Source organism: Streptomyces sp. ASQP_92 (assembly GCF_025399895.1).
GTDB lineage: Bacteria > Actinomycetota > Actinomycetes > Streptomycetales > Streptomycetaceae > Streptomyces.
Genome location: NZ_JAODUA010000001.1, coordinates 687575 through 710212 on the forward strand (window position 1 = coordinate 687575; position 22638 = coordinate 710212).

A 22638-nucleotide genomic window follows, 5' to 3' on the forward strand; every position below is an offset into this window, starting at 1 on the left:
CTCCCGTACCGGCCCCAACCACCGTGTGCGTCAGTCGACTTCGGCGACCGCCTGGGCGAACTGGGCGGCGTACAGGCGGGCGTAGGCGCCCTGGGCCGCCAACAGCTCGTCGTGGGTGCCCTGTTCGACGATCGAGCCGTTCTCCATCACCAGGATGACGTCCGCGTCGCGGATCGTGGAGAGCCGGTGCGCGATGACGAACGACGTACGCCCGTGGGCGAGCCGCGCCATCGCCTTCTGGATCAGCACCTCGGTACGGGTGTCGACCGAGCTCGTCGCCTCGTCGAGGACCAGGATCACCGGGTCGGACAGGAACGCCCGCGCGATGGTGATGAGCTGCTTCTCGCCCGCGCTGACGCCGGTGCCCTCGTCGTCGATGACGGTGTCGTAGCCCTCGGGGAGCGTACGGATGAAGCGGTCCGCGTGGGCCGCCCGCGCCGCCTCCTCGACCTCCTCGCGCGTCACGTCCTTGCTCGCGCCGTACGCGATGTTGTCCGCGATCGTGCCGCCGAACAGCCAGGTGTCCTGGAGCACCATGCCGATGGAGGACCGCAGCTCCTCGCGGGTCATCCGCGCCGCGTCCACCCCGTCCAGGGTGATCCGGCCGCCGGTGACCTCGTAGAACCGCATGAGCAGGTTGACCAGCGTCGTCTTGCCGGCGCCGGTGGGGCCGACGATCGCGACCGTGTGCCCGGGCTCCACCGCCAGCGAGAGGTCCTCGATGAGCGGCTTCTCCGGCTCGTACCGGAAGGAGACGTTCTCCAGCGCGACCGCGCCGCGCAGCACCTCGGGGCGCTCGGGCGAGGCGGTGTCCGGCTCCTGCTCCTCGGCGTCGAGCAGCTCGAAGATCCGCTCGGCGGAGGCGACACCGGACTGCACCAGGTTCGCCATCGAGGCGACCTGGGTCAGCGGCATCGAGAACTGCCGCGAGTACTGGATGAAGGCCTGGACGTCACCGATGGACAGCGAGCCGGTCGCCACCCGCAGACCGCCGACGACCGCCACCAGGACGTAGTTCAGGTTGGAGACGAACATCATCAGCGGCTGCATCACACCGCTGTTGAACTGTGCCCGGAACGACGCCTCGTACAGCGCGTCGTTCTGCTCGGCGAACGCCTGCGCCGACTCCTTCTGGCGTCCGAACACCCTCACCAGGGCGTGCCCGGTGTACATCTCCTCGATGTGCGCGTTCAGCTTGCCCGTGGACTTCCACTGCTGGACGAACTGCGGCTGCGACCGCTTGCCGACCCTGGTGGCCACGACCACCGAGAGCGGCACCGTGATCAGGGCCACCAGGGCGAGCAGCGGCGAGATCCAGAACATCATCACCAGGACGCCGACGATGGTCAGCAGCGAGTTGATGAGCTGGCCCATCGTCTGCTGCATCGTCTGCGAGATGTTGTCGATGTCGTTGGTGGCGCGGCTGAGCACCTCACCGCGCTTGGCCTTGTCGAAGTACGACAGCGGCAGCCGCGACAGCTTGGTCTGGATGTCCTCGCGCATCCGGAACACGGTCTTGTTGATGGCCCGGTTGGAGAGCCGGGTCGCCACCAGCATCATCAGGCCGGCGCCGAGGTACACCGCGAGGGCCGTGAGCAGGACGGAGCCGACCGCGCCGAAGTCGATGCTGTCGCCGGGGGCGAAGTCCACACCCGAGAGCATGTCGGCGAGACCGCCCTGGCCCTTGGCGCGCAGCGCCTGAAGGGCCTGCGTCTTGGTCATGCCGTCCGGGAAGCGCGGGCCCACGACACCGGCGAAGACCAGGTCGGTCGCCCGGCCGAGGATCTTCGGCCCGATGACCGACAGGCCGACGCTCACGACGACCGCGAGCATCATCACGCTCAGGGTCGCCTTCTCCGGCGCGAGCCCCTTGAGGAGCCGCTTTCCGGATTCCTTGAAGTTGAGGGAGCGCTGGTCGGGACCGCCGCCCATCATCATGCGTCCACCGGGCCCGCTCATGCCGCCTCAGCCTCCGTCAGCTGGGAGAGCACGATCTCCCGGTATGTCTCGTTGTCGGCCATCAGTTCGTGATGGCGGCCGGCGCCGACGACCCGTCCCTCGTCGAGGACGACGATCCGGTCGGCGTCGCGGATGGTGGAGACCCGCTGGGCGACGATGACGACCGTCGCCTCGGCGGTCTCGCGGGTGAGCGCGGAGCGCAGCGCCGCGTCGGTGGCGTAGTCGAGCGCCGAGAAGGAGTCGTCGAAGAGGTAGATCTCCGGGCGCTGCACCAGCGTCCGGGCGATCGCGAGCCGCTGGCGCTGACCGCCGGACACGTTGGTGCCGCCCTGGGCGATCGGCGCGTCGAGGCCGCCCTCCAGCGCGCTGACGAACTCCTTGGCCTGCGCCACCTCCAGCGCGTGCCACAGCTCCTCGTCGCTCGCGTCGGGGTTGCCGTAGCGCAGGTTGGTGGCCACCGTGCCCGAGAACAGATAGGGCTTCTGCGGTACGAGCGAGACGGTCTTGGCGAGCAGCACGGGGTCGAGGGTGCGGACGTCCTCGCCGTCGACGAGCACCTGGCCGTCGGTGGCGTCCATCAGCCGCGGCACGAGGCCGAGCAGGGTCGACTTGCCGCTGCCCGTGGAGCCGATGATCGCGGTGATCTCGCCCGGCCGGGCCACGAGGTCCACGCCGCGCAGCACGGACGCCTCGGCGCCGGGGTACGTGAAGTCGGCGCCCCGCACCTCCAGATGGCCGTGGCGGCGCAGTTCGGTCACGGGGCTCTTGGGCGCCACCACGCTGGTGTCCGTCCCGAGCACCTCCTCGATGCGCTCGGCGCAGACCTCGGCGCGCGGCACCATCATGAACATGAAGGTGGCCATCATGACGGCCATCACGATCTGCATGAGGTACGCCAGGAACGCGGTGAGCTGCCCGATCTGCATGCCGCCGCTGTCGATGCGGTGCGCGCCGAACCAGACCACGGCCACCGACGACAGGTTCACGACGGTCATCACGGTGGGGAACATCAGCGCCATCAGCCGGCCGGTGGCGAGCGAGACGTCGGTGAGTTCGGTGTTGGCGCCCCTGAAGCGCTCCTGCTCGTACTCGTCCCGCACGAAGGCCCGGATCACGCGGTTGCCGGTGATCTGCTCGCGCAGGACCCGGTTGACCGTGTCCAGGCGGGTCTGCATGGTGCGGAACAGCGGCCGCATCCTGCGCACGATCAGCGAGACCGCGATGCCGAGGACGGGCACGACGGCAAGGAGCACGCCCGACAGGGGAACGTCCTGGCCGAGCGCCATGATGATGCCGCCGACACACATGATCGGCGCCGACACCATCAGCGTGAACGCCATCAGGACCAGCATCTGGACCTGCTGGACGTCATTGGTGGTGCGGGTGATCAGGGACGGCGCCCCGAACTGTCCGACCTCGCGGGCCGAGAAGGACTGCACCCGCGCGAAGACTCCGGCCCGGACATCGCGTCCGAGGGCTGCCGCGGTTCTGGCGCCGAAGAAGACGGCTCCGATGTTGCAGAACACCTGGACGAGACTGACGGCGATCATGATGCCGCCGTGCGTCAGGATGTAACCCGTGTCCCCGTTCGCGACACCTTGGTCGATGATGTCCGCGTTCAGGGTGGGCAGATAGAGAGTGGTGCTGGTCTGGAGCAGTTGCAGCAGCACCAGCAGGGCGATCGGTTTCTTGTACGGCCCCAGGTGGGTCCGCAGGAGTCGTATGAGCACGCGCAGGCTCTCCGGGTCGGCAAGATCGGGGGTTCGACCCCCCATCTTGCGACACTCCACCGCTGGAAGCTCAAGCGATTATCGAGCCCGAGTCAAAAGGAATAGCAAAGAGCGTGGCCGGGGCCGGCGTCAAGCACCCTGGCCGAAGGCGCCGGGGTGGATCTCGTCACGGGTGGCGATGTACTGCTGACGCACCGCCTGTCCGACCGACAGTTCCTCGCCCGGCTCGAAAATCTGCGCCGCCGCGCCCTGCCAGGCCGGCGGGGTGTGCGCACCGAGCGTTCCCTGCGAGACCCCGAGCGCCCAGGCCGCCTGCCGGGCGGCGCCGAGCGCCGCGTACTCGGCGGGCTGGGGGACCACGACCTGCGTACCGAACAGGGCGGGCGCGGCCGCCTGCACGGCGGGCAGTTCGGCGGCGGCGCCGAGCAGGAAGACCCGCCGCACCTCGACTCCGCGCCTGCGCAGCACGTCAAGGGCGTCGCCGAGCGAGCAGAGCATGCCCTCGAAGGCGGCCCGCGCCAGGTGTTCGGGCTTCATCGACTCGCGGCGCAGCCCGGCCAGCGTGCCCGCCGCGTGCGGAAGGCGGGGGGTGCGCTCGCCTTCGAGGTAGGGCAGCAGGACGAGGCCGCTGGCGCCGGGGGTGGACTTGAGGGCCAGGGCGCTGAGTTCGGCGAGATCCTCGACGCCGAGCAGTTCCGCCGTGCCGCGCAGGGTGCGGACGGCGTTGCTCGTATGCACGACGGGCAGATGCATGCCCGTGGCGTCGGCGAAGGACGTAATCATCCCGCTCGGGTCGGCCAGCGCCTCGTGGTGCACGGCCATGACCGAGCCCGAGGCGCCGAGCGAGACCACCGCGTCGCCCACGCCGACCCCGAGCCCGAACGCGGCCGCCATCGTCTCGCCGGTGCCGGCCGAGATGAGCAGGCCCTCGGGGGTGGTGCCGGCCGCGTCCGAGGGGCCGAGCACCTCGGGCAGCGCCACCTGGTGGCCGAGCGCGAGTTCGACCAGGTCGGGGCGGTAGAAGCCGGTGGCGGCCGACCAGTACCCGGTGCCGGAGGCGGCGCCGCGGTCGGTGGTGCGCCGGGCGGGCCGGCCGAGCAGCTGCCACACCAGCCAGTCGTGGGCCTGCAATACAGCGGCGGTGCGCTGGGCGGCCTCCGGCTCGTGCCGGGCCAGCCAGCGCAGTTTGGCCACCGCCTGGGCGGCCTGCGGCACACACCCGACGGCCTGCGCCCAGGCCTCCCTGCTGCCGAGCCCGTCGATGAGGTCGGCGGCGGCGACCTGCGCCCGCTTGTCGTTGCCGGTCAGCGCGGGCCGTACGAGGTTGCCCTGGCCGTCCAGCGGCAGCAGTCCGTGCTGCTGGGCGCAGACCCCGATGGCCTGGACGCCTTCGAGGAGCCCGCCGGCCGCGGCCTCGCCGAGCGAGAGGAGCCAGGCCTGCGGATCCACCTCGGTCGCCTTGGGTTCCATCGGGTGCGGGGCGTACCCCTGTCGCAGCACGGCCCCCGTGTCCGTGTCGCAGACGACGATGCGAGTGAAGGCGGAAGAGCTGTCCAGCCCGGCGACTATCCCCATGGTTGACGATTCTGCCGCACGCGAGGGACTCCTGGGACGGCGGTGGCCAGGACAACGGTGTCGCCCGGCACGGTGGACGCCACGAGGCGGTGCCCGTGGGTCAGGTGTTGCTGGTGCCCCACTCGTCCTCGGTGCCCTGGCGCTCGCGCAGGGAGCGCACCCGGTCGCTGACGGCGGCCGGCATCTTGTCCCCGACCTTCTCGCTCACCGCGTGGAACGCCTTGCCGGCCGCCGCGCGCGAGGTCTGCGCGGCCGACTCGGCGGTGTTCCGCACCGCGGGGTTCTGAGCGACCTGACGTGCGGACTTCTTCAACTGCTCGTAGCGCTCGCGGCCGGCCCGGGTTCCGAGCACGTATCCGAGAGCCAGTCCGACGGCGAACGTGAGCCGGTATCGCATGGTGGTCACCCTTCCCTAGCGTGTGTGCCGCGCCTACCCGCGCAGCCCCGTGATCACCCAGGGCGGAACCGATTGGCGGAGCACCCCCCTGCTTGCGCTAATGTATGTGTCGCAGCGAACGCACGCCGCCCGGGAACATCCAGGCAGGTACGTTCACCGCAACGAGACGTTCCCCTGTAGCTCAATTGGCAGAGCAGCCGACTGTTAATCGGCAGGTTACTGGTTCGAGTCCAGTCGGGGGAGCTCGGTCTCCTGTAGCTCAATTGGCAGAGCAGCCGACTGTTAATCGGCAGGTTACTGGTTCGAGTCCAGTCGGGAGAGCAGCGGAATCGGACCCTTCGGGGTCCTTTTTCGTATCCGGCGGAACCGCCGGGATCTCCGCGAAGTCCTCATGGGCGTGCGATGCCGACCATCCGAGGCAGGAGATCGTATGAGCGGCTATGCTGCGGCAGACGGCGCGCACACATGTGCGCGACGCGCCGTTAGGGGCGGTAGCTCAGCCGGTTAGAGCAGCGGACTCATAATCCGTCGGCCGTGGGTTCGAGTCCCACCCGCCCCACTCCGGGTCCCCGTGCAGAAACGTTGCGACCTGTTGTTTTATCGCCCCGGCCGGGTCTTTCCGGCCGGGGCGCGCTGCTGTCCAAAGACGGTTCGGCAGGCCTGATGCGTGGAGTGACGCCGACGCCCCGAACGGCGCAACCGGGCGTGTCGGGAGGGGGGTTCGGGTCGGGTCGCGGGGGCGGGGGTACGACGAAGGCCCCCGGTGGCGCGCACGGTCGGTGCGGGTGGCGGGGGCCTCTTGCCTGGGGCTTGGGGGTTACCAAGCCTTCACAGGGCGGACTGGAAGGCCGAGGCGCTGGGCACGTCGGCCGCGGCCGTGGTGACGCGGTCGAGGGCGGTGGGGACGCGGCCGGCGTGCTGGGCCGCCGCGCGCGCGGCGAGCGGCACCCGCCGGGCCGTCTGCGGGGTGGCGGCGCTGCGGGCGGCGGCGGAGATCAGAGTGTTCATGGTGGGCCTTCCGGCGAGATGCGTCGCCGCCCCCGCCTGATGACGGCGGGGGCGGCGACGACGCTTTACTGATCGGGGGAAGCGTAGCGGCGCCCGGAGGCTTCGGCGCGCGCATGTAGGCGTGGCGTAAAGGTGGCATGGTCAACCGAATCGGGTCGGCGCGGCCCCCACCTGAGGCGATGTGCTCGTGGGGGCATGATCACCGCGTACGGACCGCGGTGTATTGCCGAAAAAGTGGGTTCCGGAGCATTGACCCGCCCGGGGCATGGTGGGACCCTCCCTGGCCGCTCCCGGGCGGGGTTACCATCCCGCGTGACCGAACGAGCCGAACAGCCCACCGAGACTTCCGTGACCACGCCGTCCCCCGCCGCCGGACCCCGGCCGGGCACGGGGGGCGAGGGGGCCGTACCGGAGGCGGGGGTCCGGCGCCGGATCCTCGCGGACCTCACCCCCTTCCGCATATCCGCGGACTACCGCAGGCTCTGGTTCGGCAACATGGTGTCCTGGGTCGGCAGCGGCATGACCGCGCTCGCCATCTCCCTCCAGGTGTACGACCTCACCGGCTCCAGCTTCTACGTCGGCCTGGTCGGCATCTTCACCCTCGTACCGCTGATCGCGTTCGGTCTGTACGGCGGCGCCATCGCCGACACCGTGGACCGCCGCAAGCTCGGGCTCCACAGCGCGCTCGGGTCGGCTGCGCTGTCCGGGGCGCTCGCGGCCGGGACCTTCGCCGGCGTCGCGAACGTGTGGTTCCTGTACGCGGTGATCGCGCTCCAGTCCGTGTGCCAGGCCCTGAACGCCCCGGCCCGTTCGGCGATGATCCCCAAGCTGCTGCCGCCCGAGCACCTGCCGGCCGCCAACGCCCTCAACTCCATGATCATGACGACCGGCACGCTCGTCGGTCCGATGCTGGGCGGTCTCGTCGTCGGCTTCGCCGGGTACAAGACGGCGTACCTCATCGACGCGATCACCTTCGCGGCCTCGCTGTACGCGATGTGGCGACTGCCCGCGATGCTGCCGGAGCGGACCGGCTCCAAGCGGCCCTCGATCATGGAGGGGCTGCGGTTCCTCGCCACCCGGCCCAATCTGCGGATGACCTTCTTCAGCGACTTCTGCGCCATGATCCTGGCCCACCCCCGCGCCCTGTTCCCGGCCGTCGCCGTCCTCTGGTACGGCGGTGACGCCCGCACCACCGGGCTGCTGGTCGCGGCGCCCGCCGTCGGCGCGCTGCTCGGCGGGGTGTTCTCCGGCTGGCAGGGGCGCATCCACCGGCACGGGCTCGCGGTACTGGTCTCGGTGGGCGGCTGGGGCGCGGCGATCGCGGCGTTCGGGCTGACCCGCCACCTCTGGCTCGGCCTGCTCATGCTGGCCGTCGCCGGGTTCTCGGACACCGTGTCCATGGTGTTCCGCAACACGATGATGCAGGTCGCCGCCCCCGACGAGATGCGCGGCCGGCTCCAGGGCGTCTTCATCGTGGTGGTCGCGGGCGGCCCGAGGCTCGGCGACTTCCTCGCCGGGACGGTCGCCGACCTCACCTCGCCCACCGTCATGGTGGTCGGCGGCGGCCTGGCCTGTGTCCTCGCGGTGACCCTGCTCGGCCTGGGCCGCCGTGACTTCGCGCGCTACGACGCCCGCAACCCCGTTCCGTAGCGGGGGCGCGGGCCGGCCGGGGCCGCGCGTCCCGGACACGACACAACGGACGGGCCCTAGGCCCCCAGCACGCCCCGGGCCACGCCCAGCTCCACCAAGTCCTGGGGACGCAGCCGGAGTTGGGAGGCGGTGGGGCGTACCTGGGAGGGGTCGCGCTTGAGGATCGCCGCCGCGAGCTCCGGCGCGATCACCGAGAAGTAGCTGTCCGCCGTCACCCAGGTGCGGTCCGGGGACGTCAGGGCCAGCGCGCCGCCCGAGCCGCCCTCGCCGATGACCAGGGTCGTCACCGGCACCCGCGCGGAGGCCACCGCCGCGAACGCGTCGGCGATCGCCGCCCCCTGCCCGGCCCGCTCCGCCTCCGCGTCGTTCGCGGCCCCCGGGGTGTCGATGAGGGTCAGGACCGGGATGCCCAGACGGTCGGCGAGCCGGATCAGGCGGGCCGCGGCGCGGTACCCCGCCGGGCGGGTCGCGGTGCCGGTCTGGGCCGCGTAGGCGTAGCTCGTCCCCGCGTGCAGGCCGAAGCCGCACAGCATCCCCGGGTCCACGCCCCCGCACCGGTCGCCCACCAGGGCCTGGCGGTGCGGGAAGTAGGCGTCCAGGTAGGCCTCGGCGCGGGGCCGCCCGGTGGCGCGGGCCCGGTTCACCGCGTCCCAGCCGTCCTCCGGCAGACCGGACGCGCCGAAGGCGTCGGGGACGGGCGCGGGCCCGTCGGGCCGGGCGCCGCCGAGCAGGGTGAGCCAGCCCGCGAGGACACCGCGCAGCTCCCGCTTCCCCACGATCGCGTCGATCTGGCCCGCCGCCAGCTGGCCCTCCGCGCGATAGGCCGCCGGGTCCGCGTCGGCCGGGCGCACCCGGGAGCCCGCGAAGCCGATCTGGGCGCCCGGCAGCGCCAGGACCACATCGGCGCCCGCGCCGAGGGTGGCCCAGCCGCCGCCGGTCGTCGGGTCGCGCACCACCGCGATCTGTGGCAGGCCCGCCTCCCGCAGCAGCGCCGACTGGCGTGCCACGCGCTGGAGTTGGGCCAGTGCGAGCATGCCCTCCTGCATCCGGCTGCCGCCGGTGGCGATCAGCGAGACCAGCGGGAGGCGCCGCTCGCGGGCCGTCTCGTACGCGGCTTCCAGGCGGTCGCCGGTGCGCCCGCCCAGCGAGCCTCCCAGGAAGCCGAATTCGAAGGAGATCAGCACACAGGGCCGCCCCTCGATGGTGGCGAGGCCGGGAACCACCGACTCCGTCTCGCCCGTACGCTCCGTCGCCCGTGCGCGCGAAGCGCCGTAGCCCTCCCAGGAGAGCGGGCCGTCCTCGGCGAACTCGCCCTCGGTGAGGGGGAGTTCGGCGAAGTCCTTGGACACGGCCGCGATGGCGTCCCGCGCCGACATCCGCTCAGACATCCGCTCAGACATGCAGGGCTCGCTTCATGATCTTGCCCATCTCGTTCCGGGGCAGTTCGGACAGATAACGCACCACGCGCGGGCGCTTGTGAGGGGCGAGTTGGTGGGCCACGTGATCGGACAACTCGGCCTCGGAGGGCGGGGATTGGAGGTCGGCCGGCACCACCCACGCCACGATGCGCTCGCCCAGATCCTCGTCAGGTTCGCCCGTCACCGCCGCCTCGCGCACCCCGGGGTGGTCGAGGAGGGCGTTCTCGATCTCGCCCGCGCCGATCTTGTAGCCGCCGCTCTTGATGAGGTCGGTGGCCTTGCGGCCGACGATCCGCACCTGGCCGTCCGCGTCCCGGCTCGCCATGTCGCCGGTGCGGAACCAGCCGTCCTCGGTGAAGGCCGCGGCCGTGGCGTCCGGCCGGTTCAGATAGCCGCTGAACAGGTTCGGGCCGCGTACCTGGATCTCGCCGATGCCGTCGGCCTCGTCCGCCAGGCGCAGTTCGACGCCGGGCAGGGGGGTGCCGACCGTGCCGGGGCGCGCCCCGCCGTCCGCCCGCTGGGCGCACAGCATCAGGGTCTCCGTCATGCCGTACCGCTCGATCACCGGACGGCCCGCCGCCCGTGCGATGCGCCGGTGGTCGGGCGCGGGCAGCGCCGCGGAGCCGGACACCAGCAGCCGCGCACCCGCCAGCGCCGACGCCAACTCCGGTTGCCGCTCGACCACTTCGGCGATGCGGTGGTACATCGTCGGCACCCCGAACAGCATGGTCGCGCCCGCCGACAGCTCCCGGGTCACGCCCTCCACCGAGAACCGGCCGAGGTGGCGCACCGAGCCGCCGCGGCGCAGTGGACCGAGAACGCCCAGGATCAGGCCGTGGACGTGGAACAGGGGGAGCCCGTGCACCAGGATGTCGTCGTCCGTCCAGCCCCAGGCGTCCTGGAGCGCGTCGAGGGTCGCGGCGAGGGCCCGCCTCGGCAGCACCGCCCCCTTGGGCGGGCCGGTCGTCCCGGAGGTGTAGACGATCAGGGCCGGCGCCGAGTCGTCGGGCTCGGCGGGCAGGCCGCCGTCCGCCCCGTTCGCGGGTACGACCCCGTCCGCGACGACATCGATACGCTCCAACCCGGCCAGAGCGGGCGGCAGTTGGTCGTCCGGGCCGGCCAGTACCACGGTCGACTCGCTGTCGCCGACGATGTGGGTCAGCTCGCGCTCGCCCGTCTTCGGGTTGAGCGGCACCGCCGGTACGCCCGCGACCAGCGCCGCCACCACGCCGACCACGGTCTCCAAAGTCGGCGTCGCCCAGACCGCGACCCGCCCCGCGTCGGCGATCCGGCGGGCCAACGCGCCTGCGGAGCCCGCCAGTTCGGCGTACGTCAGCGCGTGATCGCCGAAGCGGACCGCCTCCCGGGGCTCGGCGGCGTACAGACGGGGCAGAAGAGGGGACACGTACGGGACTCCTCGGTGTCGGCGGCGCGGGCGGGGCCCGGACCGTGCCGTGCCGGGTCCTGACCCGGCACGGCGCCGTCCGGACGCATGATCCGCATCCTGCCGTACGGATCCCCGCATCCCGCTGGAGCCACCCCAAGCGTGAGCACTGTCACGGCAGGGGGAGCGCGACCTTCACGGCGTACAGGGCGACGAGGCCGTACCCGGCGCGGAAGGTCCAGGCCCGGGCGGCCGGGGAGATCCGTGCGCCCGCGAAGCCGCTCGCGGCCACCAGGAACTGCTGCCACAGGAAGGAGGCCGCGAAGACCCCCGCCACGAACACCGCGCCCGCCGTGCCGCCGCTGAGGGAGGAGCCCCGCGCGGTGGTCAGCGCGGCGAAGTAGAGGGCGGTGGTCGGGTTGATGAGGGTGAGCGCCGTGAACCGGGCGAAGGTACGGGCCGGGCCGGCCGGTGCCGTGTGCGCCGCTTCCGGGCCCACGGGGCCGGCCGGTGCCGTGTGCGCGTCCCGCGCCGGGCTCGACGGGGAGCTTGGAGCCCCGTCCGCTTTCCGTGCCGGGCTCGGCGGGGAGCTTGGAGCCCCGTCCGCTTTCCGTGCCGGGCTCGGCGGGGAGCTTGGAGCGCCGCCCGCTTTCCGTGCCGGGCTCGGCGGGGAGCTTGGAGCCTCGCCCGCTTTCCGCGTCGGGCTCGGCGGGGAGCTTGGAGCGCCGCCCGCTTTCCGCGCCGGGCGCCGTGACACCCACAGGCCGTGGCCCGCGATGGCGGCGAGCACCAGGGCCGAGACCAGGCGCACCCAGGCCTCCACACCGGACAGCGCGGCGGCCACCAGGGGGCCGAGCGCCGTCGCGAGCGCCGCGTAGACCAGGTCGACCGTGGCGACGGCCGCCGCCGCGGCCATCGCGCCGCGCCGCTCGCGCATGCCCTCCTGGATCAGCAGCACCCCGACCGCGCCCACCGGCACGGCCACCCCGAGGCCCGCCGCCGCACCCGCCATCGCCGTGGCCCACAGCTCGCTCATGGCCTCACTGTGGAGGCCGGGGCATGCCGGACGCAGCTCATTTTCCCCGCCCACCGCCGCCCCCGGCCACGGGTGGCGGCTAGGGGAGCGGCGCCTGCCAGGTGAGGGTGGTGCCGCGGATGCCGTCGTCGCGCATGCCGTTGTCGACGACGGTGAGCCGCACCCCGGGCCGCCCGTCGGGGAGTTCGGCACCCGCGTCCACCACCACGCGCACCGAGGACACCCCGGCCCGGCGGTGCGCCGCGGCGAGCGCGCCGCGCAGGGTGGCGACGAGCTGGGCGTCCACCGGCTCACCGACCAGGGTGTCGACCGCGCCCTCGAAACGCACCGAGGGCCGGAAGCCGAGCAGCGCGCCCGCGCCGGCGGTCTCGCGCAGCACCCGGCCGCGCAGGGTGGTCGGGGCGTCGGCGGGCGGCTGCTGGAGGGCGAAGATCGCGGTGCGCACCTCCTGGATGGTGGAGTCGAGCTCGTCGACGGCCCGGGTCAGCATCTCGTCGGTGTCGTCGGCCGCGGCCTTCTCCGCCCGGCGCCGGGTGGACTCCAGCATCATCTCGGTGGCGAACAGGCGCTGGACGACCAGGTCGTGGAGGTCGCGGGCGATCCGGTCGCGGTCCTCGTACACGGCGAGCTGCTCACGGTTGTGCTGCGCGTCGGCGAGGACCAGGGCGAGCGCCGCCTGCGAGGCGAACTGGGCGGCGAGCAGCCGGTCGACGGCGGTGTACGGGCGGGCGCCGCGCCGCCGGGGCAGCGCGAGCGTGCCGATCAGCTTGCCGCCGCTCTGCAACGGCAGCATCATGCTCGGCCCGAACCGGCTGCGCACATGCGTGGTCATCCGGGGATCGGTCGCCGAATCCTCCAGGAACACCGGCTCCCCGCCCAGGAGTTGGACCAGGACCGGCGAGCCGGGCTCGATAGTCGTGCCCACGATGTCGTCGGGGTCGTCCGGCGCGGAGGCCGCGACGATCTCCATGCCGCCGGCCGCGGTGGGCTGGAGCACCACCCCGGCCGCCGCGTCCGCGAGCAGCCGGGCCCGTTCGGCGACCTTCATCAGGGCGTCCGCCGCGGTCTCGCCGGTGAGCAGGGAGGTGGTGACGGCCGCCGCACCCTCGATCCAGCGCTCCCGCACCCGTACGGTCTCGTACAGGCGGGCGTTGCCGATGGCGATGCCGGCCTGCGCGGCGAGCACCCGCAGCAGCGCCAGGTCCTCCTCGGTGAAGGGGCCGCCGCGCTTCTCGGTGAGGTAGAGGTTGCCGAAGACCTGGGTGTGCACCCGGATCGGTACGCCCAAGAACGAGCGCATCGGGGGGTGGCCGGGCGGCAGGTCGGCGGAGCGGGGGTCGGTGCGCCGGTCGTCGAGGCGCAGCGGTCTCGGGTCCTGGATGAGGGCGCCGAGCAGCCCGGTGTGGCCGTCGGGCAGCGAGGCGATCCGTTCGCGCTCGGCGTCGGTGAGGCCGGTGGTGAACAGGTCGGTGAGCCGCCCGCGTTCGGGGTCGATCACCCCGAGCGCCCCGTACCGGGCGTCGGTCAGCTCGGCCGCGGACTCCACGATGTGCTGGAGCGTGGTGCGCAGCTCGAGATCCGTCCCGACCGCGAGCACGGCCTCCAGGAGCATGGGCAGCCGGGGCGCGACGGTCGAGTCCTCGGGGGTGGCCGGGTTCGGGGCCGTCGAGTCCTCGGGGGTGGCCGGACTTGGGGCCGTCGAGTCCTTGGGGGTGGCCGGGTTCGAGGCGGTCGAGTCCTTGGGGGTGGCCGGACTCGGGGCGGTCGAGTCCTTGGGGGTGGCCGGACTCGGGGCGGTCGAGTCCTTGGGGGTGGCCGGACTCGGGGCGGTCGAGTCCTTGGGGGTGGCCGGGTTCGAGGCCGTCGCGGCCTCGGGGGAGGGACGGTTCGGGCGGCGCGGGGCCCTGCGGTCCGTGCCCTCGGGGGTGGGGGCGGACCGCTCCGCGCCGCCCGGCCGCGCGGTCGTCGGGCGGCGCGGGCCTCCCGGCTCCGCACCGCCCAACCCCTCCGCTTCAGTCATCCTTCGAGGATCCCTCACCCCGGCCGCCGGCCCCGGCAGACACGGTTGTCGTGCCGGTCACTCGGCCATCGGGGCGAGCGCCATCGGCTGGATCGTCCCCTCCAGCATCGAGCCGAGGCCCAGGATCGCGCAGACGTCGGGCCGTTCGGCGATGTGGACCGGCATGCCCGTGGAGTCGCGCAGCATCTGGTCGAGGCCCGGGAGCAGGGCGCTGCCGCCGACCATCATGATGCCCCGCTCGGCGAGGTCGGCGACCAGGTCGGGCGGGCACTCGCGGAGCACCTTGCCGATGCCGTCGAGCACGGCGGTCAGGGGGGTGTGGATGGCGTTGCGCACGGCGGCCGTGTCGACCAGGACCGAACGGGCCAGACCGGTCGCGACGTCGCGCCCGTGGATCTCGGTGGACGCGGGCCCCTGCGGGGTGAGGCCGTTGCCCCGGAGCGCGAGTTGCAGGGGGCGCACGGACTGGCTGGGCAGCATCAGTTCGTGCTGGTGGCGCAGGTGCTGGATGACCGCGTGGTCGATGGCCTCGCCGCCGACGGGGATGCGGACGGCCGTCACGATGGCGCCGAGCGAGAGGACGGCGATCTGGGTCGTGGCGGCCCCGCACACCATGATCATGGTGGCGGTGGGCTGCTCCACCGGGAGCCCGCAGCCGACGGCGGCCGCGATCAGGGTGTCGACCAGCTCGACCCGGCGGGCGCCGAGGCCCACCAGGGTCTCCATCGCGGCGCGCTGCGCCAGCGGGTCGCTGTCGTGCGGGGTGCAGGCGGCGGCGCGCAGCCTCGGCTTGCGGCGCAACTGGCGGCGGAGCTTCTCGCCCAGGAGGTGGCGCAGCATGCGCTGGGCCATCTCGATGTCGACGACGGTGCCGCCGGACACCGGGCGGGCCACCCGGATGTAGTCGGGCGTGCGGCCCGTCATCTGTTCGGCGAAGGCGCCGACGGCGATGAGCGCGCCGGTGCGGGTGTTGACGGCGGCCACGCTCGGCTCGTCGACGACGAGTCCGGCTCCCTTGACGTAGACCCGGGTTCTCGCGGCCCCGAGGTCGACGGCAACATGGCAACGGCGCAACTGCTCAAGACTGACGGTCACGGCAGATCCTCCCGAGAGCGGTACTTAGTTCGCATCATGCGACCGCGCGGGGGCCGACGCGCGCTGGGATCCGCCGGTAGGGGACATACGAGCTGACGATCAGCCAGAAAGAGGACACCGCGCAGGCCGAAGCCGGCTCGGGGCCCCGCCCGGCGGCGGGACGAGCGCCTCCCTCGGCCCCCCTCCGCCTTGCCTCCGCCTCCGCCTTCCCGCCTTGCCTCCGTTCCGCCTCCGCCTTCCGTCAACCCTCTGGGATTCCGCCTCCTCCGCCTTCCGCCTCCCCTCCCCCTCAGGGCAGCAGTCGCTGGAACAGCCCCCAGGTGAACTCCGCGACGCGGGTCCCGCCGCCGGGCAGGGTGATGGCCAGTTGCCAGCGCGTCGGTGCCGAGCCCTCCATGGGGCGGGCCGGCGGGAAGGCGCGGGCCGCCTCGTCCACCGTGCACGACCAGGGCCGCAGATCGTCCTCCCCGTGCAGCTCGGGGCCCGCCGTGCCCGGGGCCCTGATCAGCCACTCGTTCCACACCGCGCCCCCGGGCCCGGCCAGCACCTCGAACCGGAGCTCCGGCCAGAGCGGCACCGGCCACAGATGGGCCTCGCAGTCCAGGTCCCCGATCCGGCGCGGCAGCACCGCCTCGGGCGCCCCGAGCACCGAGCGGTAGCGGGACAGCGCGCCGCGCGAGCGGGCCGAGCGCACCATCGCCTGCCAGCGTCTGTTGGCCTCGCGCATCTGCGCCACGGACGCGCCCAGCTCCTGCCGGGCGTCCTCGACGAGCCCGGGCTGGTGGTCGGACATCCGCCGCAGCAGCACCAGTTGGAAGTCCAGCGGACCGAACGGCCGCGTCACGATTTCCGTCATGACGTCCATCCTGCCCGGCCCCACTGACAACGCCCCGGTCCATGGCGATTCGTCACGCGGCCACGCCAGGGAGGCGGTCGTTCCGCACAAGATCCACACATCTCCGGCCCCTTTTGTTGCCCGGCCGCCGCATAGCCTCCCTGGGCCATGGATTACTGCCACTCCTGCCGACGGCACCTCAACGGCGCACTGGCCTGCGCCGGTTGCGGAACACCCGTGGAGGCGCTGGCGCCCGCGCCCGACGACGAGCTCCTGGTGTACGCCGGTGCTCCCACCGGCGTCGCGGAGGTGCTCGCGCCGCCCGGTCACCGTCGTGCCCGCAAAGGCCGCCGGGCCCGGCGCAAGCGGGGCAAGGTGATCCTGTTCGGCTCGGCCGGTCTGGTGCTGGTGGCCGGGGCGGTGGGCTTCGTGCAGATGGCGATGGAGCCGCCCGTCGACGACCGGGCCTCCTCCGTGCAGGAGGACCAGACGATCTCCGACCCCCAGCCGCTGCCGTCGGGCAGCGCGGCCGGGGTGCCCTCGAAGCCGACGGCGAGGCCGGTGTCCTCCAAGGGGCACGGCCGGGGCTCGGGCCCGGCCGCCGGGCCGGCCACCGGGGTCCTCGCGCCCGGCGGGAGTACGAGCGAACCGCCCCGCAGCGGCGCCTCGCCGAAGACGTCGTCCTCGGCCACCCCCGGCGCCGGGCCCTCCTCCTCCGTACCGACGGATCCGGCCTCGCCGGGGGCCACCGACTCACCCGGGCCGGGCGAGCCCAGCCACTCCGAACAGCCCCCGCCCCCGCCCCCACCGCCGGCCCCGTCCCCGACCAAAACCTGCCATCGATTCCTGTGGTGGTGTACCTGAGCGCGGCGCGTCCGTTCGCCGCGCGCCCTGGGCCGCTTCACGCGCCGGGGCAGCCGGCATCCTTCTGATCGCCCGCCATCCGGCGAGCCCGCATCCGGCAAGCCCGCATCCGGTAAGTCCGCACGCGTTCAGCCCACACCCGTTCAGCCGCGCAGCCGCTCTCAGTCGCCCAGCATCCTTTTGAGCAGATCCCGCAGCACCGTCCGCTCCCGTGTCGACAGCTCGGCCAGCGGTTCCCTCGCGAAGTTCAGGGAGCCGCGCAGATCGGCGGCGGTCGCCAGGCCCTCCTCGGTGGGGGCCGCCAGTTTGACGCGGCGGTCCACCGGGTCGGGGCGGCGCTCCACCAGGCCCCGCGCTTCGAGGCGGTCGACGATGCCGGTGATGTTGGACGGTTCGCACTTCAGCTTCTGGGCGATCCGTCGCATCGGCATCGGCTCCAGGGAGAGCAGCCCGAGGACCCGGGCCTGCGCGCCGGTGAGGGAGTGCTCGGCGGCGGCCCGCTCGTACTCCTCGTGGTAGCGGGCGACGATGGTGCCGATCAGCTCGATCACTTCGAGGCTCAGGGGATCCGTTCGAGGGGCCATGATCCGAAGCCTACCGAGTTACTTGACAATCTCAAATATCGGGGAGCATTGTTCTTTCAGTACCTGAAGTATCGATCAGCATTGCTCGCAGGAGGACGCACCCCATGGCCACCTCGTCCGCACTCCCCGCCACCAGCCGTGAATGGCACCTCGTCGCCCGCCCGAACGGCTGGCCCGTGCCGTCCGACTTCGCGCTGCGGGAGACCCCCGTCGCCGAGCCGGCGGCCGGCCGCATCCTGGTCCGCAACCTCTTCATGTCGGTCGACCCGTACATGCGCGGCCGTATGAACGACGTGAAGTCCTACGTCCCGCCGTTCCAGCTGGAGCGGCCGATGGACGGTGGCGCGGTCGGCGAGGTCATCGCCTCGAACGACGACAGGTTCGCCGTCGGCGACCAGGTCCTGCACGGGCTCGGCTGGCGCGAGTACGCCGACGTCGATGCCCAGCACGCCACCAAGGTGGACGGCGAGCTCGCCCCGCTCTCCGCCTACCTCGGCGTTCTCGGCATGCCGGGCCTCACCGCGTACGCGGGCCTCCTGGAGGTCGCCTCCTTCAAGGAGGGCGACGCGGTGTTCGTCTCCGGCGCGGCCGGCGCCGTGGGCAGCCAGGTCGGCCAGATCGCCCGGCTCAAGGGCGCCTCGCGGGTCATCGGCTCGGCCGGCTCCGACGAGAAGGTCAAGTGGCTGGTGGAGGAGCTCGGCTTCGACGCCGCCTTCAACTACAAGAAGGGCCCGGTCCTCGACCAGCTGCGCGCGGCCGCCCCCGACGGTATCGACGTGTACTTCGACAACGTCGGCGGCGAGCACCTGGAGGCGGCGATCTCCACCCTCAACGTGCACGGCCGTGCCACCATCTGCGGCATGATCGCGGGCTACAACGACACCGAGCCCACCCCCGGCCCGCGCAACATGGCGATGGTCATCGGCAAGCGGCTGCGGCTCCAGGGCGTCCTGGTCGGCGACCACTACGGCATGCAGCAGCAGTTCGTCGGCGAGGTCGCCGGCTGGCTGGCGTCGGGCGAGCTCAAGTACAGCGAGACCGTCGTGGACGGCATCGAGAACGGCGTCGACGCCTTCCTCGGCATGCTGCGCGGCGCGAACACCGGAAAGATGGTCGTCTCGCTCGACAAGTAGTCCTCGGGCCTCCCGCCCGTAGGTACTCCCCGGGCCTCCCGCCCGTAGGTACTCCCCGGGCCTCCCGCCCGTAGGTACTCCCCGGGCCTCCCGCCCGTAGGTACTCCCCGGGCCTCCCGCCCGTAGGCACTCCCCGTGCATCCCGCCGTAGGCACTCCCCGGGGGCGCGCTCGGTGAGCGGCGCCCCCGGGGAGTGCGCTCCTGCGCACTTCCTGGGTAGGCGGTGAGTGACCCATCGCACACTCCGCCTCACGGTTTCCGCGATCCGATAAGGTTTTTCCACATCCCGGCGGCCGTGAGGCGCGAGCGGCCGCGTACCCAGGAGGAGCACCCCAGCATGTCCATTCAGAAGTCCGAGGTCCTCTACACCGCCGTCGCCACCGCCGAGAACGGCCGTGACGGTCGCGTCTCCACCGACGACGGCCGGCTGGACGTCGTCGTCAACCCGCCGAAGGAGATGGGCGGCAGTGGCGCGGGCACCAACCCCGAGCAGCTCTTCGCCGCCGGCTACAGCGCCTGCTTCCAGGGCGCCCTCGGCGTCGTCGCGCGCAACGAGAAGGCCGACATATCCGGCTCGACCGTCACCGCGCACGTCGGCATCGGCAAGAACGACGACGGCTTCGGTATCTACGTCGAGATCACCGCGACCATCCCCAACGTGGACCGCGCCACCGCGCAGGACCTCATCGAGAAGGCCCACCAGGTCTGCCCGTACTCCAAGGCGACCCGCGGCAACATCACGGTGAACCTCGCCGTCGCGTAACCGGCACCTCGAAGGACCGCGCCCCCGCGGCGCGGTCCTTTGCCATGCTGGGCCGCATGACCTTCCCCGAGACAGTCCCGTACGACCACGGCATGCTCGACACCGGTGACGGCAACCTCGTCCACTGGGAAGTGTGCGGAAACCCCGGGGGAAAGCCCGCCGTCGTGGTGCACGGCGGTCCGGGCTCCGGGGCGGGTCCTTCCTGGCGCCGCTTCTTCGACCCGGCGCGCTACCGCGTGGTCCTCTTCGACCAGCGGGGCTGCGGCCGCTCCACACCGTCCGCGGGCGAGGCGACGACCGGCCTCGCCACCAACACCACCCACCATCTGATGGCGGACATGGAGCAGGTGCGCGAGCACCTCGGCATAGCCAAGTGGCTGGTGTTCGGCGGCTCTTGGGGATCCACGCTCGGCCTGGCGTACACGCAGGCGCACCCGGACCGGGTCAGCGAGGTCGTCCTCTTCTCGATCGTGACGACCAGCCGCGCCGAAGTGGACTGGATCACCGAGGGGGTCAGGGTCCACTTCCCCGAGGCGTGGGCCGAGTTCCGCGACGCGGCGCGCCCCGGCGAGGGCGAGCGGCTCGTCGACGCGTACGCCCGGCTGCTCGCCGACCCCGATCCGGCCGTACGCGAGGAGGCCGCCCGGAACTGGTGCCGCTGGGAGGACACCCATGTGCGGGAACCGGGGGCGCGGCTGCCCGGGCACTTCGGCGACTCGCGGTACGCCGACCCCGCCTTCCGGATGACCTTCGCCCGGCTCGTCACCCACTACTGGCGCCACGCGGCATGGCTCGAAGAAGGTCAACTCCTCGATGGCGCACGCGAGTTGGGCAGGATTCCCGGCGTGCTGATCACCGGTGGGCAGGACCTCAGCTCACCGCCCGACCCGGCCCGCGCCCTCGCGGACCGCTGGCCGGGCTGTGAACTGCTGGTGATCGACGACGCGGGCCACGGCCTGGGCCACGCGAGCATGAGCGCGGCCGCCCAGGACGCGCTCGACCGGTTCGCCCGCTACTGAGCGAGGGCCGCGTTGTAGACCGCGCGCGCGAGCCGCTCGTTCTCCGGCGCGGCGCCACCCGGGAAGGCGGACCGGCGCCGGGTGTAGCCGTAGGCGAGGCCCGAGCGCGGGTCGCCGAAGGCGAGCGACCCGGCGGCGCCGCTGTGCCCGAAGGTGTCCGCGCCCAGCGACGGGTAGCCGACACCGACCGCCTCGAAGCCGAGGGCGAAGGCCGTCGGGACACCCACGACCAGATCGGTGCCGAAGGAGTGGACACGGGCGAACTCGGCGACGGTCTCCGGCTTCAGAAGCGGGCCCTGGCCGTTGAAGTCGCCGAGGACCGCCGCGTACAACCCGGCGATGCCGCGCGCGTTGCCCGTGCCGCCGATGGAGGCGGGGCTCTTGGTGAGCGAGGCCGGGGAGTTGACGAAGTCCACCAGGTCGAAGGACGGGTCCGCGCTCCTGTTGAACGCGATCGCCAAACGGTTGTAGCGCCCGCTCGCCCGTGCGGCGAGCGCGGCCCGCTGCTCGGGCGTCGGCAGCATCGGCAGCACATCGCGGTGGCGGGCCCGCTCGGCCTCGGGCAGGCCGAGGAAGAAGTCCAGGCCGTACGGGGCGCGTACGCGCTCCTCGAAGATCTCCTGGATGGTGCGGCCGGTGACCCGCCGCACCACCTCGCCGGTGAGCGCGCCGATCGCCAGCGCGTGGTAGCCGTGGCCCGCGCCGGGCTGCCAGAACGGCCGCTGGGCGGCGAGCCGTTCGGCGATCACCGGGTCGTCGGCCAGCTCCTCGCCGCTGAATCCGGTGTCCGAACCGATGACGCCGGAGCGGTGCGACAAGAGTTCGCGCAGGGTCACCGCGCCCTTGCCGGCGGCCGCGAACTCGGGCCAGTAGTGGGCGACTTCGCGGTCCAGGTCGAGGACGCCGTCCTGGACGAGCAGCGCCACCACCAGATGGGCGGCGCCCTTGGTGACCGAGATGACGCCGGTCAGCGACTCCCCGGTGACGTCCCCGGCCCACAGATCGACGACGAGACGGCCGTCCTTGTACGCCGCGAGCTGGGCCGCCGGGTCGTGCTGCTCACCGCCGACGAACGCCGCGAACTCCTCGCGCACGCTCTCGTACCCCTCGGCCACGGTGCCGTGCACTCCGTCGCCTCTGGTCGTGTCCTCGTCGTCGCTGGCCGGCGTGTGGGTGGTGAGGTCGCTCGACATGGTGGGTCCCCCCTGGGATCGATGCTGGTGACGTACGCAACCTCAGGGTTAGCGCTTTCCATTCCTTCAGTACGGAAGATGGGTGGAGGCGGCTTGAATCGACTGGTCGGCGGCCGGATAGGGTCGGTGCCATGCGTGATCTAGGGGCGGGCTTCGGATATCTGGTCAAGGGACAGCGGTGGGCCGCCGGACACGGCAGGTCGCTCGGCGTCGGGCTGCTGCCCGGCATCATCACGCTGGTCCTGTACGTGGGGGCGCTGGTCGGACTCGCCTATGGCGCGGACGACTTCGTCGGCTGGGCGACCCCGTTCGCCGACGACTGGTCCTCGCCCTGGCTCGGCCTGTTCCGCGGCTGTCTGACCGCGCTGGTCTTCGCGCTCGGCCTCTTCCTCGCCGTGATCTCCTTCACCGCCGTGACCCTGCTCGTCGGCCAGCCCTTCTACGAGAAGCTCTCCGCGGACGTCGACCGGGCCGAGAGCGGCGGCGCGGCCCCCGAGTCGGGCCTCTCGCTGGGGCGCGAACTGTGGATCTCCGCCCGCGACTCCCTGCGCATCCTCGTCAGGGTCGCGTGCTACGGCGTTCTGCTCTTCGCGCTCGGCTTCGTGCCGGTGATCGGCCAGAGCGTCATTCCGGCCATCGGCTTCTGCGTCACCGGCTTCTTCCTCACCGAGGAGCTGACGGCGGTCGCCCTGCAACGCCGGGGCATGGAACTGCGGCCCCGCCTGGCGCTGCTGCGCTCGCGCCGCCTGCTGACCCTGGGCTTCGGCGTGCCGCTCGCCGTCGCCTTCGTCGTCCCGCTGGTCGCCGTCTTCCTGATGCCGGGAGCGGTCGCGGGCGCCACGCTGATGGTGCGGGACCTGCTCGACGAGCCGGACGCGGACGACGCCCCGCGGAACCCGGACACGGCGAACGGCGACGGCGACACCCCGGCGCCGGCCCCGCCCGCCCTCTGAACCGCCGGGGTGCCGCGGCCCG

At 72.6% G+C, this 22638-nt stretch carries 19 protein-coding genes and 3 tRNA genes; 9 read left to right on the forward strand and 13 right to left on the reverse strand.

The window, feature by feature from the left end:
- Nucleotides 1-30: 30 nt before the first annotated feature.
- The 4 genes from N4G70_RS02960 to N4G70_RS02975 form a co-directional block, all read right to left on the reverse strand.
- On the reverse strand, nt 31-1959 hold the full coding sequence (locus N4G70_RS02960) for an ABC transporter ATP-binding protein (RefSeq protein ID WP_261710775.1): 1929 nt from the start codon (nt 1957-1959) through the stop codon (nt 31-33).
- Nucleotides 1956-3689: an ABC transporter ATP-binding protein gene (locus N4G70_RS02965; RefSeq protein WP_261710776.1), complete on the reverse strand. Its 1734-nt coding sequence runs from the start codon at nt 3687-3689 to the stop codon at nt 1956-1958. The genes N4G70_RS02960 and N4G70_RS02965 overlap by 4 nt, the downstream gene beginning before the upstream one ends.
- Nucleotides 3690-3818: 129 nt before the next feature.
- Nucleotides 3819-5264, reverse strand: coding sequence for an FGGY family carbohydrate kinase (locus tag N4G70_RS02970; RefSeq protein WP_261710777.1), 1446 nt, complete (start codon nt 5262-5264; stop codon nt 3819-3821).
- Between the two features lie 100 nt (nt 5265-5364).
- Complete coding sequence (locus N4G70_RS02975) at nt 5365-5661, reverse strand: YtxH domain-containing protein (protein ID WP_261711352.1); 297 nt, start codon at nt 5659-5661, stop codon at nt 5365-5367.
- A 170-nt stretch (nt 5662-5831) separates the two neighbouring features.
- Here N4G70_RS02975 and N4G70_RS02980 point away from each other — a divergent pair.
- The 3 genes from N4G70_RS02980 (at nt 5832) to N4G70_RS02990 (ending at nt 6220) form a co-directional block, all read left to right on the forward strand.
- Nucleotides 5832-5904, forward strand: a tRNA-Asn gene (locus N4G70_RS02980).
- Nucleotides 5905-5909: 5 nt separating this feature from the next.
- Nucleotides 5910-5982, forward strand: a tRNA-Asn gene (locus tag N4G70_RS02985).
- 164 nt (nt 5983-6146) lie between these two features.
- Nucleotides 6147-6220, forward strand: a tRNA-Ile gene (locus tag N4G70_RS02990).
- A 269-nt stretch (nt 6221-6489) separates the two neighbouring features.
- On the opposite strand, the gene N4G70_RS02995 is transcribed toward N4G70_RS02990, so the two are convergent.
- Entirely contained in the window at nt 6490-6669 is a 180-nt protein-coding gene (locus N4G70_RS02995) for a hypothetical protein (RefSeq protein WP_261710778.1), read from the reverse strand.
- A gap of 195 nt (nt 6670-6864) precedes the next feature.
- On the opposite strand from N4G70_RS02995, the gene N4G70_RS03000 reads away from it, so the two are divergent.
- A complete protein-coding gene (locus tag N4G70_RS03000) occupies nt 6865-8319 on the forward strand; it encodes an MFS transporter (RefSeq protein ID WP_399033899.1) in 1455 nt (484 codons plus the stop codon).
- Between the two features lie 56 nt (nt 8320-8375).
- Here the strand turns inward: N4G70_RS03000 and N4G70_RS03005 are convergent, their stop codons facing one another.
- The 6 genes from N4G70_RS03005 to N4G70_RS03030 form a co-directional block, all read right to left on the reverse strand.
- The gene (locus N4G70_RS03005) at nt 8376-9707 is read right to left on the reverse strand and encodes a carboxyl transferase domain-containing protein (RefSeq protein ID WP_261711354.1); all 1332 of its coding nucleotides are present in this window, start codon (nt 9705-9707) and stop codon (nt 8376-8378) included.
- Nucleotides 9708-9711: 4 nt separating this feature from the next.
- On the reverse strand, nt 9712-11142 hold the full coding sequence (locus N4G70_RS03010; RefSeq protein WP_261710779.1) for an acyl-CoA synthetase: 1431 nt from the start codon (nt 11140-11142) through the stop codon (nt 9712-9714).
- A 151-nt stretch (nt 11143-11293) separates the two neighbouring features.
- Complete coding sequence (locus tag N4G70_RS03015; protein WP_261710780.1) at nt 11294-12157, reverse strand: LysE family transporter; 864 nt, start codon at nt 12155-12157, stop codon at nt 11294-11296.
- Nucleotides 12158-12236: 79 nt separating this feature from the next.
- Nucleotides 12237-13769, reverse strand: a complete 1533-nt coding sequence (locus N4G70_RS03020) for a GAF domain-containing sensor histidine kinase (RefSeq protein ID WP_261711355.1) — start codon at nt 13767-13769, stop codon at nt 12237-12239.
- Between the two features lie 465 nt (nt 13770-14234).
- Nucleotides 14235-15272: a rod shape-determining protein gene (locus N4G70_RS03025; protein WP_261710781.1), complete on the reverse strand. Its 1038-nt coding sequence runs from the start codon at nt 15270-15272 to the stop codon at nt 14235-14237.
- 289 nt (nt 15273-15561) lie between these two features.
- On the reverse strand, nt 15562-16128 hold the full coding sequence (locus tag N4G70_RS03030; RefSeq protein WP_261710782.1) for a hypothetical protein: 567 nt from the start codon (nt 16126-16128) through the stop codon (nt 15562-15564).
- 147 nt (nt 16129-16275) lie between these two features.
- Here N4G70_RS03030 and N4G70_RS03035 point away from each other — a divergent pair, with 147 nt between their 5' ends.
- Nucleotides 16276-16971 carry a hypothetical protein gene (locus N4G70_RS03035; RefSeq protein ID WP_261710783.1) on the forward strand — a complete coding sequence of 232 codons (696 nt, stop codon included), beginning with the start codon at nt 16276-16278 and terminating at the stop codon, nt 16969-16971.
- Nucleotides 16972-17132: 161 nt separating this feature from the next.
- On the opposite strand, the gene N4G70_RS03040 is transcribed toward N4G70_RS03035, so the two are convergent.
- Nucleotides 17133-17555, reverse strand: coding sequence for a MarR family winged helix-turn-helix transcriptional regulator (locus N4G70_RS03040; protein WP_261710784.1), 423 nt, complete (start codon nt 17553-17555; stop codon nt 17133-17135).
- A 104-nt stretch (nt 17556-17659) separates the two neighbouring features.
- On the opposite strand from N4G70_RS03040, the gene N4G70_RS03045 reads away from it, so the two are divergent.
- From N4G70_RS03045 to pip, 3 genes are all read left to right on the forward strand, one after another.
- Nucleotides 17660-18688, forward strand: coding sequence for an NADP-dependent oxidoreductase (locus N4G70_RS03045; protein WP_261710785.1), 1029 nt, complete (start codon nt 17660-17662; stop codon nt 18686-18688).
- Between the two features lie 337 nt (nt 18689-19025).
- Nucleotides 19026-19451, forward strand: coding sequence for an organic hydroperoxide resistance protein (locus tag N4G70_RS03050; RefSeq protein WP_189960834.1), 426 nt, complete (start codon nt 19026-19028; stop codon nt 19449-19451).
- 56 nt (nt 19452-19507) lie between these two features.
- On the forward strand, nt 19508-20470 hold the full coding sequence (gene pip, locus N4G70_RS03055) for a prolyl aminopeptidase (protein ID WP_261710786.1): 963 nt from the start codon (nt 19508-19510) through the stop codon (nt 20468-20470).
- On the opposite strand, the gene N4G70_RS03060 is transcribed toward pip, so the two are convergent.
- Complete coding sequence (locus N4G70_RS03060; RefSeq protein ID WP_261710787.1) at nt 20464-21663, reverse strand: serine hydrolase domain-containing protein; 1200 nt, start codon at nt 21661-21663, stop codon at nt 20464-20466. The two genes, pip and N4G70_RS03060, sit on opposite strands and share 7 nt — an antisense overlap.
- Nucleotides 21664-21794: 131 nt before the next feature.
- Between N4G70_RS03060 and N4G70_RS03065 the strand changes: the two genes are divergently transcribed.
- Nucleotides 21795-22616, forward strand: a complete 822-nt coding sequence (locus N4G70_RS03065) for an EI24 domain-containing protein (RefSeq protein ID WP_261710788.1) — start codon at nt 21795-21797, stop codon at nt 22614-22616.
- The last annotated feature ends 22 nt before the right edge of the window (nt 22617-22638 follow it).

Bases quoted from the DNA above. Each gene is read 5' to 3' on its own strand.
- N4G70_RS02960 (WP_261710775.1), bottom strand. From the start codon at position 1,959: ATGAGCGGGCCCGGTGGACGCATGATGATGGGCGGCGGTCCCGACCAG.
- N4G70_RS02970 (WP_261710777.1), bottom strand. From the start codon at position 5,264: ATGGGGATAGTCGCCGGGCTGGACAGCTCTTCCGCCTTCACTCGCATC.
- N4G70_RS02975 (WP_261711352.1), bottom strand. From the start codon at position 5,661: ATGCGATACCGGCTCACGTTCGCCGTCGGACTGGCTCTCGGATACGTG.
- N4G70_RS02995 (WP_261710778.1), bottom strand. From the start codon at position 6,669: ATGAACACTCTGATCTCCGCCGCCGCCCGCAGCGCCGCCACCCCGCAG.
- N4G70_RS03000 (WP_399033899.1), top strand. From the start codon at position 6,865: ATGATCACCGCGTACGGACCGCGGTGTATTGCCGAAAAAGTGGGTTCC.
- N4G70_RS03005 (WP_261711354.1), bottom strand. From the start codon at position 9,707: ATGTCTGAGCGGATGTCGGCGCGGGACGCCATCGCGGCCGTGTCCAAG.
- N4G70_RS03015 (WP_261710780.1), bottom strand. From the start codon at position 12,157: ATGAGCGAGCTGTGGGCCACGGCGATGGCGGGTGCGGCGGCGGGCCTC.
- N4G70_RS03020 (WP_261711355.1), bottom strand. From the start codon at position 13,769: ATGCTCCTGGAGGCCGTGCTCGCGGTCGGGACGGATCTCGAGCTGCGC.
- N4G70_RS03030 (WP_261710782.1), bottom strand. From the start codon at position 16,128: ATGACGGAAATCGTGACGCGGCCGTTCGGTCCGCTGGACTTCCAACTG.
- N4G70_RS03035 (WP_261710783.1), top strand. From the start codon at position 16,276: ATGGATTACTGCCACTCCTGCCGACGGCACCTCAACGGCGCACTGGCC.
- N4G70_RS03040 (WP_261710784.1), bottom strand. From the start codon at position 17,555: ATGGCCCCTCGAACGGATCCCCTGAGCCTCGAAGTGATCGAGCTGATC.
- N4G70_RS03045 (WP_261710785.1), top strand. From the start codon at position 17,660: ATGGCCACCTCGTCCGCACTCCCCGCCACCAGCCGTGAATGGCACCTC.
- N4G70_RS03050 (WP_189960834.1), top strand. From the start codon at position 19,026: ATGTCCATTCAGAAGTCCGAGGTCCTCTACACCGCCGTCGCCACCGCC.
- pip (WP_261710786.1), top strand. From the start codon at position 19,508: ATGACCTTCCCCGAGACAGTCCCGTACGACCACGGCATGCTCGACACC.
- N4G70_RS03060 (WP_261710787.1), bottom strand. From the start codon at position 21,663: ATGTCGAGCGACCTCACCACCCACACGCCGGCCAGCGACGACGAGGAC.
- N4G70_RS03065 (WP_261710788.1), top strand. From the start codon at position 21,795: ATGCGTGATCTAGGGGCGGGCTTCGGATATCTGGTCAAGGGACAGCGG.